The organism is Photorhabdus asymbiotica (assembly GCF_003634575.1).
Classification (GTDB): Bacteria; Pseudomonadota; Gammaproteobacteria; order Enterobacterales; family Enterobacteriaceae; genus Photorhabdus; species Photorhabdus asymbiotica.
The window spans coordinates 1,132,938-1,149,849 of the sequence record NZ_RBLJ01000002.1 but is presented as its reverse complement, the minus strand read 5'-3'; the positions used below and the strand labels follow the sequence as shown (position 1 = coordinate 1,149,849).

Annotated in this window: 15 protein-coding genes and 3 pseudogenes; 12 read left to right on the top strand and 6 right to left on the bottom strand. The window is 43.1% G+C overall.

What is annotated here, in order from left to right; all coding sequences use genetic code 11:
- The 6 genes and pseudogenes from selA to BDD30_RS12260 all read left to right on the top strand — a co-directional run.
- Positions 1-1,245, top strand: a pseudogene (gene selA / locus BDD30_RS24690) (L-seryl-tRNA(Sec) selenium transferase); the annotation flags it as partial.
- A gap of 35 nt (positions 1,246-1,280) precedes the next feature.
- Positions 1,281-3,140: pseudogene (selB, locus tag BDD30_RS12275) on the top strand (selenocysteine-specific translation elongation factor).
- A 132-nt stretch (positions 3,141-3,272) separates the two neighbouring features.
- Complete coding sequence (locus BDD30_RS12270) at positions 3,273-4,922, top strand: LTA synthase family protein (protein WP_015836447.1); 1,650 nt, start codon at positions 3,273-3,275, stop codon at positions 4,920-4,922.
- Between the two features lie 285 nt (positions 4,923-5,207).
- Positions 5,208-5,339, top strand: coding sequence for a hypothetical protein (locus tag BDD30_RS24685; protein ID WP_282958032.1), 132 nt, complete (start codon positions 5,208-5,210; stop codon positions 5,337-5,339).
- Between the two features lie 254 nt (positions 5,340-5,593).
- Complete coding sequence (locus tag BDD30_RS12265; protein ID WP_015836446.1) at positions 5,594-6,514, top strand: carbohydrate kinase family protein; 921 nt, start codon at positions 5,594-5,596, stop codon at positions 6,512-6,514.
- A 47-nt stretch (positions 6,515-6,561) separates the two neighbouring features.
- Positions 6,562-7,791: an MFS transporter gene (locus BDD30_RS12260; protein ID WP_015836445.1), complete on the top strand. Its 1,230-nt coding sequence runs from the start codon at positions 6,562-6,564 to the stop codon at positions 7,789-7,791.
- Between the two features lie 28 nt (positions 7,792-7,819).
- Here the strand turns inward: BDD30_RS12260 and BDD30_RS24220 are convergent.
- From BDD30_RS24220 to BDD30_RS12245, 3 genes and pseudogenes are all read right to left on the bottom strand, one after another.
- A pseudogene (locus BDD30_RS24220) lies at positions 7,820-8,008 on the bottom strand (transcriptional regulator); the annotation flags it as partial.
- A 598-nt stretch (positions 8,009-8,606) separates the two neighbouring features.
- Positions 8,607-8,741, bottom strand: a complete 135-nt coding sequence (locus BDD30_RS24680) for a hypothetical protein (protein WP_269450439.1) — start codon at positions 8,739-8,741, stop codon at positions 8,607-8,609.
- Positions 8,742-9,045: 304 nt separating this feature from the next.
- Complete coding sequence (locus BDD30_RS12245) at positions 9,046-9,909, bottom strand: YicC/YloC family endoribonuclease (RefSeq protein ID WP_015836443.1); 864 nt, start codon at positions 9,907-9,909, stop codon at positions 9,046-9,048.
- A gap of 125 nt (positions 9,910-10,034) precedes the next feature.
- On the opposite strand from BDD30_RS12245, the gene rph reads away from it, so the two are divergent.
- Positions 10,035-10,748 (top strand): ribonuclease PH, encoded by a 714-nt coding sequence (rph, locus tag BDD30_RS12240; protein WP_015836442.1) that lies wholly within the window; start codon positions 10,035-10,037, stop codon positions 10,746-10,748.
- Between the two features lie 83 nt (positions 10,749-10,831).
- Complete coding sequence (gene pyrE / locus BDD30_RS12235; RefSeq protein WP_015836441.1) at positions 10,832-11,473, top strand: orotate phosphoribosyltransferase; 642 nt, start codon at positions 10,832-10,834, stop codon at positions 11,471-11,473.
- A gap of 59 nt (positions 11,474-11,532) precedes the next feature.
- Here pyrE and slmA read toward each other — a convergent pair whose 3' ends face one another.
- The 3 genes from slmA to coaBC all read right to left on the bottom strand — a co-directional run bounded on the left by slmA (position 11,533) and on the right by coaBC (position 13,898).
- Positions 11,533-12,132, bottom strand: coding sequence for a nucleoid occlusion factor SlmA (gene slmA / locus BDD30_RS12230; RefSeq protein ID WP_015836440.1), 600 nt, complete (start codon positions 12,130-12,132; stop codon positions 11,533-11,535).
- A gap of 112 nt (positions 12,133-12,244) precedes the next feature.
- A complete protein-coding gene (dut, locus tag BDD30_RS12225) occupies positions 12,245-12,703 on the bottom strand; it encodes a dUTP diphosphatase (protein WP_041382617.1) in 459 nt (152 codons plus the stop codon).
- Positions 12,681-13,898 carry a bifunctional phosphopantothenoylcysteine decarboxylase/phosphopantothenate--cysteine ligase CoaBC gene (gene coaBC / locus BDD30_RS12220; RefSeq protein ID WP_015836438.1) on the bottom strand — a complete coding sequence of 406 codons (1,218 nt, stop codon included), beginning with the start codon at positions 13,896-13,898 and terminating at the stop codon, positions 12,681-12,683. The genes dut and coaBC overlap by 23 nt, the downstream gene beginning before the upstream one ends.
- Before the next feature lie 319 nt (positions 13,899-14,217).
- Between coaBC and radC the strand changes: the two genes are divergently transcribed.
- From radC to BDD30_RS12195, 4 genes are all read left to right on the top strand, one after another.
- Complete coding sequence (gene radC / locus BDD30_RS12215) at positions 14,218-14,910, top strand: RadC family protein (RefSeq protein ID WP_015836436.1); 693 nt, start codon at positions 14,218-14,220, stop codon at positions 14,908-14,910.
- Positions 14,911-15,150: 240 nt separating this feature from the next.
- The gene (gene rpmB / locus BDD30_RS12205; RefSeq protein ID WP_004265123.1) at positions 15,151-15,387 is read left to right on the top strand and encodes a 50S ribosomal protein L28; all 237 of its coding nucleotides are present in this window, start codon (positions 15,151-15,153) and stop codon (positions 15,385-15,387) included.
- A gap of 11 nt (positions 15,388-15,398) precedes the next feature.
- Positions 15,399-15,566, top strand: a complete 168-nt coding sequence (gene rpmG, locus BDD30_RS12200; protein ID WP_010847629.1) for a 50S ribosomal protein L33 — start codon at positions 15,399-15,401, stop codon at positions 15,564-15,566.
- Between the two features lie 174 nt (positions 15,567-15,740).
- Positions 15,741-16,862: a glycosyltransferase family 4 protein gene (locus BDD30_RS12195; protein ID WP_015836434.1), complete on the top strand. Its 1,122-nt coding sequence runs from the start codon at positions 15,741-15,743 to the stop codon at positions 16,860-16,862.
- Positions 16,863-16,912: the final 50 nt, after the last annotated feature.

Below are 16,912 nucleotides of genomic sequence, written 5' to 3'. Positions count from 1 at the left end.
CAGGAACTGCCTGATTGGTGCGATAACTGGGCAGTAAGCACTGGGTCAGCAATTGGAACAAAGACAGGTTTTGTCCTTAAAGCCGGTGTTTAACCTTAGTGGTACGGTAACTTCATACCAACTTTGGCCGGGCATTAATGGCCAGAATCGGTTATTGAAGCGGTAACACAAGTGATGCGTTCACGGTAACGTTGGAATATTCCTCGATGGTGCTGGGCGTGGGCACCGTGATTGTGCTTCTTGGTCGAATTTTGTTATGCGAATTAACCGGGGCAGAAGATGCTTGTGTCGTTAATAACAATGGCAGCAGCTGTGTTGTTATGTTAGCAACTGTTAGCAATCCGGTAAGCAAGTTGTTGGTTTCCGGGTGATTGGTGGAAATTGGTGGAGCAATTCCCGTATTCCTGATGTGATGGCTCAGGCAGGATGCCGATTGGTTGAAGTTGGCACCACTAATCGTACTCACCTGAAAGATTATCAACAAGCTATCAATGAAGAGACCGCTCTTCTGATGAAAGTTCATACGAGTAATTACCGTATTGAAGGTTTACTGCGGAAGTCTCCGGTTGTGAATTAGCGAAACTGGGGGTTAAATCCCAACTTCCTACTGCTATTGATTTGGGTAGTGGTTCTATTGATCAATATGGCTCAATCATGGCTTGGCCAGCCCGAACCTATGCCTCAGGACTATACTGAATCAGGGCATCGATCTGGTCACTTTTTCTGGTGATAAATATTGGGGGGGGCCCGCAGGCTGGAATTATCCTTGGTAAGAAACAGTGGATAGAAAGCTATCCAGCGTCATCCACTAAAGCGCGCTTTGCGGGCGGATAAAATGACTCTGGCTGCTTTGGAAGCGACATTGCGATTGTATCAATGCCCTGAACAACTTTTGCTATCAGTTTGCCAACGTTACGTTTGTTAACGCGTTCACAGCAAGAAATGTATGATTTGGCACAACAGTTATTACCTCAGATTCAGGCATATTACGGTGGCCAGTTTATTGTTCGTAATGAGCCGTGCTACTCACAGATTGGCAGTGGTTCATTGCCAGTCGAGCTTTTGTCTAGCTGGGCTTTGACTTTCACTGCCATTGATGGTCAGGGCCGGACATTGGAACAGTTGGCTCAGCACTGGCGTAGATTAGCGAAACCGGTTATTGGACGTATTTCTGAAGGACGTTTGTGGTTGGATTTACGTTGCCTTGAAGACGGAAAAGCATTGTTGCAGGCACTCTTACTTTAATTTTCTGGAACTACCCTAATTTTCTGAAACTATATATGATTTTTGCCACCGCAGGTCATGTTGACCATGGTAAGACTACGCTGATTCAAGCTATTACCGGTGTGAATACGGCACGTTTGCCGGAAGAGAAAAAACGAGTTATGACCATTGATCTGGGTTATGCCTATTGGCCGCAATCAGATGGGTCTTCGGTTGGTTTTGTTGATGTGCCCGGACATGAAAAATTTCTTGCCAATATGCTAGCAGGGATAGGGGGTATCGATCATGTTTTGCTAGTGGTTGCCTGTGACGATGGGGTAATGGCTCAAACCAAAGAGCATTTGGCTATTCTACGTTTGATAGGCTGCCCGGCAATTACAGTTGTGCTCACTAAGGCAGATCGGGTGGCATCGTTGCGGGTAGTTGATGTGCGCCAACAGATTGAGTATGAACTGGCAACTCAGGGTTGGATTGGTGCTCCTTTGTTTATTACAGCAGCCACTGATGAAGAAAGTATTGCCCTTCTGCGGCAGCATCTGTTGCAGCTACACCAACAAAACAGACAGCATGAAAAGCTGAATCAGCGTTTTCGTCTGGCGATAGATCGTGTTTTCAGTGTAAAAGGCGCGGGTCTGGTGGTGACGGGAACGGCATTAGCTGGCAGGGTCAGTATGGGGATATCCTCTGGCTGACTGGCTGTGATAATCAAGTCAGGGTGCGTGGCCTGCATGCTCAGAATCGACAGACAGATACGGCCCAGGCCGGGCAGCGCATTGCACTGAATATTGCCGGTGATATTAGTAAGGAACAGATTTCCCGTGGTGATTGGCTGCTTTCCCAACAGCCCTCTGAGAATGTGGAAAAGGTGCTGGTAGAACTAGAAACTGATGAACCTTTGCGAAACTGGCAATCTCTTCATATTCATCATGCTGCCAGCCATATCACCGGTCGGATTTCATTACTCAATCAGCCTTCTGATAAGCCTCTGTTAGCTGAATTGGTCCTGGATAGCCCGTTGTGGCTGGTTGAGAATGACCGATTGATATTGCGTGATATTAGCGCCAGAAGAACGCTGGCCGGCGCACGAGTGATAAATTTAAATTCTCCTCGCCGTGGTAAGCGTCAGCCTGAGTTTTTGCATTGGCTCACTCAGCTTGCCAGAGCATCGGATCATGCCGCTAATTTAATGCTCTATTTATCACGAGGGGCTCTTTCTCTTAACCATTTTTTCTTGGGCGCGTCAGTTAACGGAAGAGACTCTCCATCAGCTAATAGCTAATATGGATGTGATGATCTCTGATGGTATGGTGCTGTCACAGAGTCATGCTGAGCTGGCAAAACAGAAACTATTACAGGTTTTAGCTGAATATCATCAGCAACATGTTGATCAACTGGGTTTGGGGAAGGCACGTTTAAAACGGATGGCTTTACCAACATTAAATGAAGCGTTGGTTTATAGTCTAATTGATGTATTGCTCGATAATGGGCAATTGGAACAAGCGCGTGGTTGGTTATTTCTTCCTGAACATGGTTTGGCTTTTAGTGACGAACAGGGAAAATTGTGGCAGCGAATAGCACCTTATTTTGCAGATGATCCCTGGTGGGTACGTGATTTGGCGGCTGATTTAGAGGAAGAAGAGGTGACAATTCGCAGTGTATTGAAAAAAGCGGCACAATTGGGACATATTACCGCCGTTGTTCATGATCGCTATTATGGTAGCCAACGAATTCAGCAATTCGCAGAGCTTATCCGTAAGTTTAATCAAAATCATGGTGGGATCACTGCCGCCGATTTTCGTGATGAATTGGGTATTGGTCGTAAACTGGCTATTCAGATATTGGAATTCTTTGATCGCAGCGGTTTTACTCGTCGTCAGGCTGAGCGACATATTCTCAGGGATAATGGGCTGTTTTGATAATTTTTTCTTGTTCAATAAGGAGACGGGAACAACAAAATTAATGTTTTATTTCGATTGATTTAACTTGCCTGTGTTATTTTTGCCAACTGTTACTAGTGTGAGCTTCCTATTGACTGGGTTTAGTACGATATGAAAAAGAAGATAATATCGAGTGTTTATCTAGGGTTATTGTTTATTGCAACTTTAATACTGGTTTTTGAAAAAAGTGATGCTATTTATCCAGCATTGATAGCTCTCGGTGTATTTGGTGTGATATTTGGACTGGTGTTTTTTATGTCGGCCCGGTTACTGTTTTCTGTTGCCTTTACCGGAACACTGTTTATTATCTTTAAGTTTCTCAATCAAATAAAAGTTCATTACTACAAAGAACAGCTCATGTTCTCTGACCTAAACCTGATGTTTGATCCTGCTAATCAGGAAACACTGCGGCATTATTGGCTAGCTGGCCTGGCAGTCATTGCTATGCTTATCTGGTTGATTTTTAATATGGTGCTCAGTTGGAAAAAGTCATCACCTTCCCGTGGTTTCAAATGGCGTACTGTCGGATTGGTGTTGGTTGTGGTTTGTGTATGGGAAGTGAGTGTTACCGCCAATGCGTTTAGAGAGCAATGGGAATCTTCGCTACCAAAAGGACGTGGTACTGTCACTAATATGGTGATGTCAGCTAAAGATGCCAAATATCATGCTCCTCAGTTTGGACAATCATCCGATTATTTTCTGCAACAGGCTAAGCGTGTCACGCTGCCTGTGCCACAGTCTGAAATTAAGCCAGATGTGGTGATGTTATTGCAGGAATCAACGGTTACTCCACATATCTATCAATTACCGGATGATTCACGGCTACCTAATCTTTATATGTTCCAGCGAAATACTGGGGTTAGTGCTCAAAGCCCAATGAGGGTACAAACTTTTGGCGGTGGTACCTGGTTATCCGAATTCTCTGCTCTGACAGGTTTGAATACTGATGATTTTGGTTCACGTAAAAATGCGGTTTTTTATTTTATCGTTGATCACTTGAAATACAGTCTATTCCGTGAGATGAAACAGAATGGTTATTACACCGTTGTTCTGACACCATTTAATAAATCCTCTTATCACTCCGGTCATGCTTACCAGACGCTGGGTGTTGACCGTATTATTCAACCGCAGGAATTAGGCTATCCCGCCAGTCTTGACGAAAATCTGTGGACTATCCCTACACAGAGTATGTTGAATTACGTGAAAGAAATCTTGGGACAGGAAACCGATAAGCCGTTGTTTATTTTCTCCCTGACTATGTATGAACATGGCCCATATGATGAAGATCATTCCGATGATTACGGACTTTCCGGACATGTGAAAAATTTACAGGCAGTTGGTAAGTTCAGTCATTATATGGAAAAAATCAAGGCTTCTGATCCCGCAATCAAAGATTTCAGCGAGTTTGTTGCTAAACGGGAAAAACCAACAATCTTCCTCTATTTCGGTGATCATCAACCCAATATTAACTTAGATCAGTACGATAGTGTATTTTCAAATCCCGGTTATATCACTCAGTTCACCATGCGAGATAATTTGAAACAGGGAGAACCGGTTCAGACTGATGAGTTGACGGATATTTCATTCCTTGGTGGAATGATTATGGAGAGAGCTAAACTGAATGTTTCACCTTTTTATCGGGCGAATATGACGATGCGCCATCTCTGCCGAGGAGCGTTAGATGATTGTCAGGATAAAGAGTTGGTGAATAGCTATAAACACTATATTTATCAGCAACTAGAAGTTGCTGATAAAAAGTAAATCATAAAATATAAGTGAGCGGGTGCCATATTTACATGGCACTTGCTGTACTGCAAATGCGGGTAAATGTTCTTCAACTTTTTGTAACCGCTCTTCAATTACGCGCTTAATCGTTTATTGTAATAAGATAGTAGCAAGGATAATCACTTCCCTTATTTAAGTTGTTCGCATATTCAGACAATAAAATCACCTTATGTTATTGATAATATCGTAAGTTATACCCAATAGATTTCGAGTTGCTTCGTGACGGCAAGGGAGTGAATCCCCGGTCACATAGTTAACTATGTGACCGGGGTGAGCGAGTGCAGCCAACAAAGAGGCAACTTGAAAGATAACGGGTATAAATATATTCGGTGTACATCAGCATATAAATGCAATATCAATCTGGTCAATGGATTTAGGTTAGTAATCACATAATTATACCGGCCAATTCTTATTGGATTCGATTGATGTTAAAGTATAAGCGTTTCTTATGCATTGTGTTTGGGAATTAAAGATGACCAAACCCGTAATCAGATGTCATTCCAGGTTATTTCTATGGCGATGGTCAAACACTCGGTCTGTCTTCTGAATTGATAGTTTGTTGGTGAGAATTTCAGCCTTGGGACTGTTCGTCTCTTTCTTTATTAAGCAGGGTCATAGCTTATATTTGGCCAGAAAAGGAGAGTCTGATGGAGGGGGTACTGCCGATTACTGTGATCGGGGCTGCTGCGGGAGATATTGTTCTCTGTTTACCAAGGCTTCCCCGCAGCGGTGAAGACCGGGAAGCAAAAGAAATTGATCGGCAGATCGGCGGTTCAGGTTTTAATGTTGCCCGGGCTTTGGTCCGTCTGCAAATCCCGGTGATTAATGGTATTCCGGTTGGTAATGGATACTGGGGCGAGCAGATAGCTAAGGAAATGCAAGCTCTGGGACTTAAGGTCACGTTAACCAACTCATATCTTGATAATGGCTGGTGTTTGGCAATGGTCGAACCGGATGGTGAAAGAAGTTTTGTTTCTGTGAGTGGTTGCGAAGTTGACTGGAGTGAGGCAATGCTCTCTTCTATTGCTCTACCAGAAAAGGGATATATCTATTCCAGTGGTTATGTCATGGCGAGTAAAACTACGGCGATTTTGTGTGACTGGTTGCTGACGTTACCTCTTGGACAGACGTTATTACTGGATTTTGGTCCTCGTTTACCAGAAATAGATCCTGCTTTCATTGATGCATTACCTGCTGACCGGACCATTTTGACTCTGAACCGTGATGAGGTTGCTATGTTGTGTGGAGAAGGTGATTCTGTCACTCAGGCTAGCTGTTACTCCAGTAAAAGAAAAATCACGATTATCTGTCGGTTAGGTTCACAAGGTGCATGGATATGCCTGCCGGACCGCTCTCCTGAACATGTTCCTGCCTATAAGGTGAAAGTGGTAGATACCATCGGAGCTGGTGATGCTCATAGTAGTGGCATGCTGGCAGGTTTATCACAAGGGATGTCTTTGAGAGATGCTGTTAAGCTTGGCAATCGTGTTGCTGCCATTGTTGTCAACCGTTCTGGTGCTGCTGGGGCACCAACTATAAAAGAGCTAGAGGAGTTTGTGTTTGAATAATAACCTTCAAACACTGCACCTCTTAAATATTAAGGGGCTTTGCTAAAATGAGTGCAATACTTCCAGATTGGAAACGAAAAACAGCTTTATTTTTATCAGCTCAAACAATTTCTCTGCTGGGTTCTTCCATTGTCCAGTTCTCGATTGTCTGGTATATCACCCTAAGTACCTCATCAGGAGAGATGTTGGCTATTTCGGTACTCTGTGCATTTCTTCCCCAGGTATTAATCTCTTTATTTGCTGGTGTTTGGGCTGATACTTACAACCGTAAGTTACTCAGTATCGCCTCTGATGCGTTAATTGCATTAGTGACTCTTGGCTTGGCGATCTCTTTTATGCTCGGATTCAAGAGCATTGAGTTACTATTTGTAGCCCTATTTCTCCGTTCATTTTGTACTGGAATTCAGACTCCGGCTGTGAGTGCCATCATTCCACAATTGGTCCCGAAAGAGAAACTATTGCGGGTCAATGGTATTAATACTTCTCTGACTTCACTAATGATGTTGGCATCTCCTGCTATCAGTGGTTTTTTGTATTCTCAAACTTCGCTTGAAAATATTTTTCTAGTGGATGTGGCGACTGCCATTATTGGCATTAGTATTGTTGCATTTATTCCTATTCCTACAGTAGCTTCTGATTCCATGCCGGATAATAAATTTCAGGCGATTTTAGATGGTTTTCGCTATCTGCGAGAGAATAAGCTCATTAGGAATCTTTTGATTTTCCTGATTTGTGATTGTTTCTTGGTTAGTCCTGCTGCGTTTTTGACGCCGCTATTGGTTAACCGAACATTTGGTGAAGAATCATGGCGTTTAGCTATTAATGAAGTGACATTTAGTGCAGGAGCAGTTTTAGGTGGATTGCTGATTTCTTTCTTGAATGAATATAAAAATAAATTGCGTATAACGGCAGTAGCTTGCGCATTTTCTGGGATATTTATGATTGCTCTTGGCTATGCGTATTGGTTCCCGCTTTATCTGGCATTAAACGTCTTTTTGGGCATGATAATGCCTTGTTTTAACGCACCGATAGTAGCAACTTTCCAGGAAAAGGTTAAACCTGAGATGATGGGAAGGATATTTAGTTTAGTCCAAATAGCTATGTCCTGTTCTTTGCCATTAGGTATGGTGTTGTTTGGTCCAGTTGCTGATTATATTAGTGTTCAATCTCTTTTAATAATATGTGGTGGGTTGATATTACTGACTGGTACGCTGTTTTTTATGTTTAACGGAGAAGGAAACAAAGAAGGCAACAGAGAAAGTAGCGGAGTAGTTTAATTAGGCTAGTGTTGCCAAAGATATCACGTTATTCCGGTTGAATATGGTTAGTTATGCGATAAGTACAGCGCCGTGAACCGGTGAGAATATACTCTACTCGTTTAACTTGAGCTTGAAGTATCTCCTGAAAAACGTTCAACTCAGCGCGACACAAACCCTGGCAGACAGTAGCGGCAGCACAAATGGGGCAGTGGTTTTCTACCAATAAAATGGTGCCATATGTCGATATCATCGACATATCGTGAACACGTGTCGAAATTTAATGATTTCATCGACATAAGACCTTTGCGTGTTGATGCCGTCAACATATACTCACAATGTGTCGAAAAAATAGGAAATATAAACATGACATGGCAGCCTGATGTTCCCTTTAATGCTATTCCCTTTTCAAGCTTAGTGAGTTTTATCAGCTAGCAGTGCCAGTGCTTGGTGTCTTGAATATTGAGTAATGACTCATCCACTTTGATTTTATTGAGTCTGGTGTGTGTGTTTTACCCTCCATTTTCTTCAGTGGCATAAGAAAGTACCTCATAACGGGCAATTTCAACATTCACGGATTTGGACTGGCTGCGCAGTTCGTCAAATTGTTTCGCTTCGTCGTCGCTCAGTGAGCGCTTTTCGCCTTCTGCTTTAGTGAGAAGGGTGCGTATCTGGGTAGTTAAATCGTCGTAATTTGAGTAATTTTCTCATGATGTTTTGTGATAGGTTTTATGTGCTTAAAATATTATTTAACATCATGATAAATAATAAAAAAGTTTCTAAGTTTTAGAGGCTAAACATAGGAAAGCATGAGGATGGCATATTTACAAAAGTTTTCATTCACAAAGTGATAAATTTTTCACATAGGTTGTTGGTGACATCTGTGAAAAATTCAAATCAATAGTAACGATGATTCCAACAGCAAGAACAATGTCTGCAGCAACAATAATACTCTTTCCAGCTATAGCCATAGCCCCTAAAGTTGTTCCAGTAGCTCATGTTATAGCAGCAGTTAGATAAAAACCGTTTCCATTCGATTTTCTTTCGAATCATTCACTGGATTTTATTCACGTTCTTATTTGCTTATCTGTGAACTTTGGTATTGTGCAATTTCCAATAATTAAGGTGGGTACACCTAAATTAGTTTTAGATATCTAAGATATACCCCTTAATCATGCGTTATTGTAAGACTCTATGAAATCTTCAGAAATAAGAAAAACCAGTAATATCTGTGTATTACTGGCTTTTTGCAATTTTGTGAGAGGCTATGAAATACTATTCAATGTTTTGGATTTGCTCTCTCATCTGTTCAATCAGTACCTTCAATTCAATAGCGGAATTAGTGATATCGGCATTAATGGATTTGGATGCAAGCGTGTTAGATTCGCGGTTGAATTCCTGCATCATAAAATCCAGGCGGCGGCCAACGGCTTCTTTTTTCTTCAGGATATTGCGGGTTTCTTTGACGTGAGCGTCCAGGCGATCCAATTCTTCTGCTACATCAAGGCGTTGAGCTAGCAGAACTAACTCCTGTTCAATACGATTATTTTCAAGCTGTACTTGGGCTTCTTCCAGTTTGGTATGCAGGCGTTCCCGTTGCCATTGCATAATTTCAGGCATCTGTTGGCGAACTTTGCTGACTTCTTCAGTGACAGCATCCAGACGTTGTTCAATCATCGTTTTGAGTGCGGTGCCTTCGGTTTCACGGCTTTGAATAAAGGCATCCAGTGTTGTGTCCAATTCTTTCAACAGCTGGGTACTGATAGCATCCAGATCTTGCTCTTCCGCTGCCATAACGCCCGGCCAGCGCAAAATATCAACAGGATTGATTTCACCTTCATTACTTTGTTGCTTGACCCAATTTGCTGCATTCACCAATTGTTTTGCCAAGGTTTCATTTAAGATGAGTTCACCCTGAGCGCGTGAGTCCAGTTCAAAACGTAGGTTACACTCAACTTTTCCGCGAGTCAGGCGGGAACGAATGCGCTCACGGATCACGGGTTCTAAACTTCTGAATTGTTCTGGCAGGCGGATATAAGTCTCTAAATAACGTTGATTAACGGAACGCAGTTCCCAAGCTGCATTTCCCCATTCACTTTTGATATCTCGCCGCGCGAAAGCAGTCATACTACGAATCATGATTCGTTCCCATTTAAACAAAAGATTAAGGGATTATAACGCTCGTCGTAGATGTAGGATAGGCATTAGACCCGTTAGGCCGTATAATGCGCCTCCAATAATGATTTAACAACGGAGATAACACTATGCGCCCAGCAGGAAGAGCGGCAGAGCAAGTGCGTCCTATCACTATAACTCGTCATTACACTAAACACGCGGAAGGCTCGGTTCTGGTGGAGTTTGGGGATACCAAGGTGTTATGTAATGCATCCGTTGAAGAGGGCGTTCCCCGTTTCTTGAAAGGTCAAGGACAAGGTTGGATTACGGCTGAGTATGGCATGTTACCGCGTTCTACTCATAGCCGGAATGCTCGTGAAGCAGCGAGAGGCAAACAAGGCGGGCGTACTATGGAAATCCAGCGTCTGATTGCCCGTTCACTGCGTGCCGCTGTTGATCTGAAAAAATTGGGTGAATATACCGTTACTCTGGATTGTGATGTTATTCAGGCTGATGGTGGTACCCGTACTGCTTCTATTACTGGTGCTTGTGTAGCGCTGGTTGATGCACTGAATAAAATGGTTGAAGCGGGCAAATTGAAAGAGAATCCGCTGAAATCAATGGTTGCTGCGGTTTCTGTTGGTATTGTGGATAACGAAGGTCGTTGTGATTTGGAATATGTGGAAGATTCAGCGGCTGAAACTGATATGAACGTTGTGATGATGGAAGATGGTCGGATGATTGAAGTGCAAGGCACTGCGGAAGGAGAGCCATTCAGTCATGATGAATTGTTGTCCTTATTGTCCCTTGCTAAAGGGGGACTAGAGACCATTTTTGCAGCGCAGAGAACTGCGTTAAAATAATTCAGTTGATCGGGGCGACGTAATAGTCGCCTTTTTTGTGCCTGTTGTATGGCGGATAATCAGAACTAAGAGGAGAGACACCAATGAAAGCCTATCAGCGCGAATTTATCGAGCTTGCGCTAAAAAAACAGGTATTAAAGTTTGGGGAATTTACTCTGAAATCAGGACGAAAAAGCCCGTATTTCTTTAATGCCGGGCTGTTTAATACCGGGCGTGATTTGGCGTTAATCGGGCGTTTTTATGCCGCAGCATTGTTGGATAGTGGTATTCAGTGTGATTTGTTGTTCGGACCTGCTTACAAAGGTATCCCAATCGCAACAACAACGGCGGTTGCACTGGCAGAGCACCATGATATTGATATGCCGTATTGTTTTAACCGCAAGGAAGTTAAAGATCATGGTGAAGGTGGGGCTTTAGTCGGTAGTCCACTTAAAGGCAATGTCGTACTGGTTGATGATGTTATTACTGCCGGCACTGCTATCCGTGAATCTATGGAGATTATTAAGCAGCATAGTGCGACTCTTGCTGGTGTGATGATTTGTCTTGATCGTCAGGAGCGTGGGAATGGTGAAATCTCAGCAATTCAAGAAGTTGAACGAGATTACCACTGTAAAGTGTTTTCCATTATTACCTTGAATGATTTGATTAATTATTTAGGTGGTCAGCCAGAAATGAAAGAGCATTTGGATGCAGTGGAAGTATATCGTGAGCAGTATGGTGTTTGACCATCAGCGTTAAAAAAAAGCCCTCGCCCAATAACGGGCGGGGTGAGTAGTAGAATAAATCATTGTAACTGAGCCCGTAATAATGGCCAGCGCGCTTCAAACTCCTGTGTTGGGCGATAGTGGAATTCTGAGCGGACAAAGCGTGATAGCATCCCTTCACAAAATGCCAGTAATTGGGCGGCTAACAGCGACTCATCATAACTGAAACCTTGCCCATCACGTAATTTTTTCTCTTTCAAAACTTGACGGAGCTGTACTTCAATTCGTTCAAACAACTGATTTATGCGCTCTTGCAGCCGGTTTTGTTCAAACATCAGAGCATGGCCTGTCATGATGCGAGTCAGCCCTGGGTTTTTTTCTGAGAAGCCTAGAATCAAGGCTAATATCAGGCGAATACGAGCAATGGTATCTTTTTCGTCTTGCAGAATCAGGTTAATCCGTGAAATTAATGAGTCTTCAATAAACTCAATCAGACTGTCAAACATCCGGGTTTTACTGGGAAAATGCCGATATAGTGCGGCTTCAGAAACACCCACATTAGCGGCCAGTTTAGCGGTGGTTATTCGATGGCTACCATCACTGGACTGTAACATATGCGCTAAAGCTTGCAAGATTTCCTCGCGCCTGTTTCTCTTCTTCGTATTTTCGTTTTCTACCATGTTGGATAGGACCCCCTGCTAAGAGCAGCAAAACAAATCAACTATCCTTTGCTCAATGATAGTTGAGCAAAGGATATGATAATGGATGAATGGTATTAGGTTTTACAGAGAGTTATTGGCGACCGGAATGGCCAAAACCACCGCAGCCTCTTTCACTGGCTTCAAAATCTTCTACCAAATTGAATTCAGCTTGAACGACAGGGACAAAAACCATCTGAGCGATACGTTCGCCCGGTTCGACAGTAAAAACTTTATCACCACGGTTCCAGACCGAAACCATCAGTTGGCCCTGATAATCGGAATCAATCAAGCCAACCAAATTACCCAAAACGACGCCGTGCTTATGTCCAAGGCCCGAACGAGGCAGAATAACGGCTGCCAGTTGCTCATCGCCAATATGAATGGCAAGCCCGGTCGGAAGAAGTTCAGTCTGTCCTGGGGCCAGTTCTATTGCTTTATCAAGGCAAGCCCGCAAATCTAAACCGGCAGAGCCTGGAGTGGCGTAAGTTGGCAGAGGAAATTCCTTCCCGATACGTGGGTCAAGGATTTTAACGTCGATTTTTTTCATCATAGTGCCTGACTATCTCGTCTAATAAATGGTGGCTGAGTAATAACTTATTACTATGGGGTAAACGGACTTCCCCCTCATGCCAGAACAAATGTAATGCATTAGTATCGCTGTTAAAGCCGTGGCCAGTAAGGGATACATCATTCGCACAAATTAGATCCAAATGTTTTTGGTTCAGTTTCCTTCGTGCGTATTCTTCCACATTCTGGGTTTCAGCTGCAAATCCAACAACAAAAGGACGGTTTTCTTGCATTGCCGCTACATTAGCAACAATATCCGGGTTTTTGATCAGGGTGAAAGTGATCTCATCACCCTGTTTTTTAATTTTTTCTGCGGCAATTTGTTTAGCGCGGTAATCTGCAACTGCGGCACAACCAATAAAAATGTTCTGTGAACTAGCGACTATCTGTACTTGTTCATTCATTTCTAAGGCACTGGTTACGTCGATTCGCTTAACCCCCGGTGGTGTTGGTAAATTAACCGGGCCTGTGATAAGGGTAACTTCTGCACCACGTGTTGCAGCTGCTTGGGCGATAGCAAATCCCATTTTGCCGGAGCTGTGATTGCTGATAAAGCGGACGGGGTCCAGCGCTTCACGAGTTGGTCCAGCGGTAATAGCAAGTTTTAGATGAGCTAAATCTTGGCTCGTTTGAAAATGTTGTTCGGCCAGTTCGACAATCGCCATTGGGTCCAGCATTCTACCAGGGCCAACGTCACCACAAGCCTGGCTGCCACTGTCTGGACCCCACAGAAGAACTCCCCGTTCTTCAAGAATCTTGAGATTATGTTGTGTCGCTTGAGCACGAAACATTTGCTGATTCATCGCAGGAGCCGCAGCAATGGGGGCCGCGGAAGCTAGACAAACAGTTGTCAACAGATCATTAGCCATACCCGCCACCAAGCGAGCGAATAAATCCGCAGTAGCAGGGGCAAGGATAATAAGATCAGCCCATTTGCCAAGTTCAATGTGCCCCATAGCGGCTTCTGCTGCTGGGTCTAATAGATCATCGGAAACGGGGTAACCGGAAACTGCCTGCAATGTCAGTGGGGTAATAAATGCTTCTGCTGCCGGTGTCATTACCACACGTACCTGCGCACCGCGATCACGCAAACGGCGTATTAACTCGGGAGTTTTGTAAGCGGCGATCCCTCCGCTGATACCGAGCACAATCTGTTTGCCGGAAAGTCCTGCCATCATGATTGTCCGAATATAAGTTGAAAGGGTTTTGGATTTTATCACAAGAGATTACAGAGTTGAGGATAGTCTGCGTTTTGATAGTAAAAAAGGGTAAGTTTGCGAGCGGCTACGCAGCTCTTGAATATGACATTCGCTCCTATTTTTGCGGCATGGAATACTGTTTATACCCTATGGATTTCAAGATGCATCGCGACGGCAAGGGAGCGAATCCCTGGGAGCATAGATAACTATGTGACCGGGTGAGTGAGTGCAGCCAACAAAGAGGCAACTTGAAAGATGACGGGTATATATCAGATGAACAAAGCTGGGAGATGAATATATGGTAGTTGATGTTGCTGAAAATACAGAAGAAATATATTCGAATTTAGCTCCCAGAGAAAAATTGCTGGCCTATGGCTCGGTTTCTCTGACAGATGCTGAGTTACTGGCTATTTTTCTGCGTACTGGAACTAGAGGTGTTCCTGTTTTACGAATGGCTGAATTTCTGCTGAAAGAATTTGGGTCTTTATACCATTTACTTTCTGCTGATTATGACACTTTTTGTTCTCATAAAGGGATGGGATTAGCTAAATACGCGCAATTGCAAGCCATTGCAGAACTGGCAAAGCGTTTTTTCTCCAGCCAGTTCATACATGAAGATATTATGAGTAGCCCAAGTGTAACCAGAGAATATTTGCAAAACTTATTATCAGGGCGTGACAGGGAAATATTTGTTGTGTTGTTTCTCAATAATCAAAACAAAGTTATCTGCCATGAGGAGATGTTTAAAGGCACAATCAATAAAGTTGAAGTTCATCCTCGTGAAATTGTCAGATCGGCGATAAAGGTGAATGCTTCATCTATTATCTTGGCACATAATCATCCGTCAGGCCATGCGGAGCCTAGCTTGGCGGATAAGATTGTCACTGATAAAGTCATTGATGCCTGTAATCTGGTTGGTATACAGGTGCTGGATCATCTTGTTATTGGCCGACAATGTTGTGTCTCATTTGCGGAACGAGGATGGATTTAGTCTAACTTTTTCAAGATCCTTGCGGATCTTTAGTTGTGCGGGACTTGAGCGTCAGCGATTGAGGGCGTATACTACGCCACCTTTGAGGATCTTTGGTTTGGCGAGAAGAGCCTATCTCAGCACATTTTCTGAGTAAATGTGAGTCTTTTCAGTAGAATTTGCTGAGATGGGCTCCTAAGCCTGACGAGGCGGCCATACCCAATACAAAGCTCGAGCTGATTTGATTTTTGGAGAATAGACATGTCCCGAGTCTGCCAAGTTACTGGCAAACGCCCGATGAGTGGTAATAACCGCTCTCACGCATTAAATGCGACTAAGCGTCGTTTTCTGCCTAACCTGCATTCCCACCGTTTCTGGGTTGAGTCCGAGAAGCGCTTTGTAACTCTGCGTGTATCTGCTAAAGGTATGCGTGTGATTGATAAGAAGGGTATCGATGCAGTTCTGGCTGAACTTCGTACCCGTGGTGAGAAGTACTAAGGAGCTGAAAAATGGCTAAAGGTATTCGCGATAAAATCAAGCTGGTTTCTTCAGCTGGTACTGGTCACTTCTATACCACTACGAAGAACAAGCGCACCATGCCTGAGAAGCTGGAAATGAAAAAGTTTGATCCAGTTGTTCGTCAGCATGTGATGTACAAAGAAGCTAAGATTAAATAATTTTGGCTGATTTGATAAAAACCCGGCTTAGGTCGGGTTTTTTGTTGTTTGAAGAATTTTAAAACAGATACTCACTCTTTCTTCTCAGAGTTTCATATATATCCTGTTATTCGTAGACGTAAAATGCTGTTTCGCTATACTAACGCCTTCCGGTAGGCTGGATATAGAGCTGAAATGACTAAAGAAAAACTAAATATTTTACATACGGAATCTTCTTGCGGTTGGGGAGGTCAGGAAATACGTATTCTGACGGAATCTCAAGGGATGATAAAACGTGGACATAAGGTGGTTATTGTCTGTTGTCCTAATTCTAATATCTACCGCGAAGCAAAATCTTATGGCGTTCCAGTTGTTGCTTTGCCTATTGAGAAAAAACGTTTATCCTGCTTGCTTACTATGCGTAATTGGTTAAAGAAAGAAGGCCGTCAGTTTGACGTTATTAATACGCATAGTTCAACAGATTCATGGTTGGTTGCTGTGGCTTGTGCAACGTTAAGGCATATGCCGCCAATGGTTAGAACCAGGCACGTTTCTACCAATGTATCCAATTCAATAACAACCCGTTGGTTGTATCTAAAAGCATGCCGGCATATTGCGACTACAGGTGAAAAACTACGTCAAAATTTGCATATCAATAATCGTTATCCATTACAGCATATGACATCAGTGCCCACTGGAATCAATCTAGATCGTTTCCGACCGGAAGATAAGAAAGTTTGCCGTCAGCGGATTGGTATACAGGATAAACCGACATTGGGTGTGGTTGCGACCATGAGAACCTGGAAAGGGCATCGCTATCTGTTAGAAAGCTGGAAAGTTCTGCACCAGAAATACCCTGACTGGCAGCTTTTGTTTGTTGGTGATGGTCCACAACGTAAGTCACTGGAACCTTTAGTGAAGCGAGAAGGTTTGTCGGATAGTGTTATTTTTTTAGGTAATCGTCAGGATGTTCCTGATTGTTTGAATGCAATGGATTTATTTGCATTACCTTCTTTTGGTAATGAAGGCGTGCCACAAGGAATTATGCAAGCAATGGCGTGTGGGATACCTGTTGTTTCAACCTCTGTTGGTGCAATTACTGAAGCGGTAGTTGATGGTGAAACCGGTTATATTGTGGAACCTAGAAATGCAGAGTTATTGACAGAAAGTTTAGAGTTGTTGATTCATAATAATGAATTGCGTTTGCAATTCAGCCATTCTTCATTGGAGCGGGCAGTCGCTTTATTTGGAATGGATAATATGTTAGATAAAATGGAAAAGGTCTTTTTTCACAGTATTAAAGACAAGAAATATTAACATAATTTAAGTTTTTTCTAGGCGTTATTCTTTGATTTATGGTTTTGAAT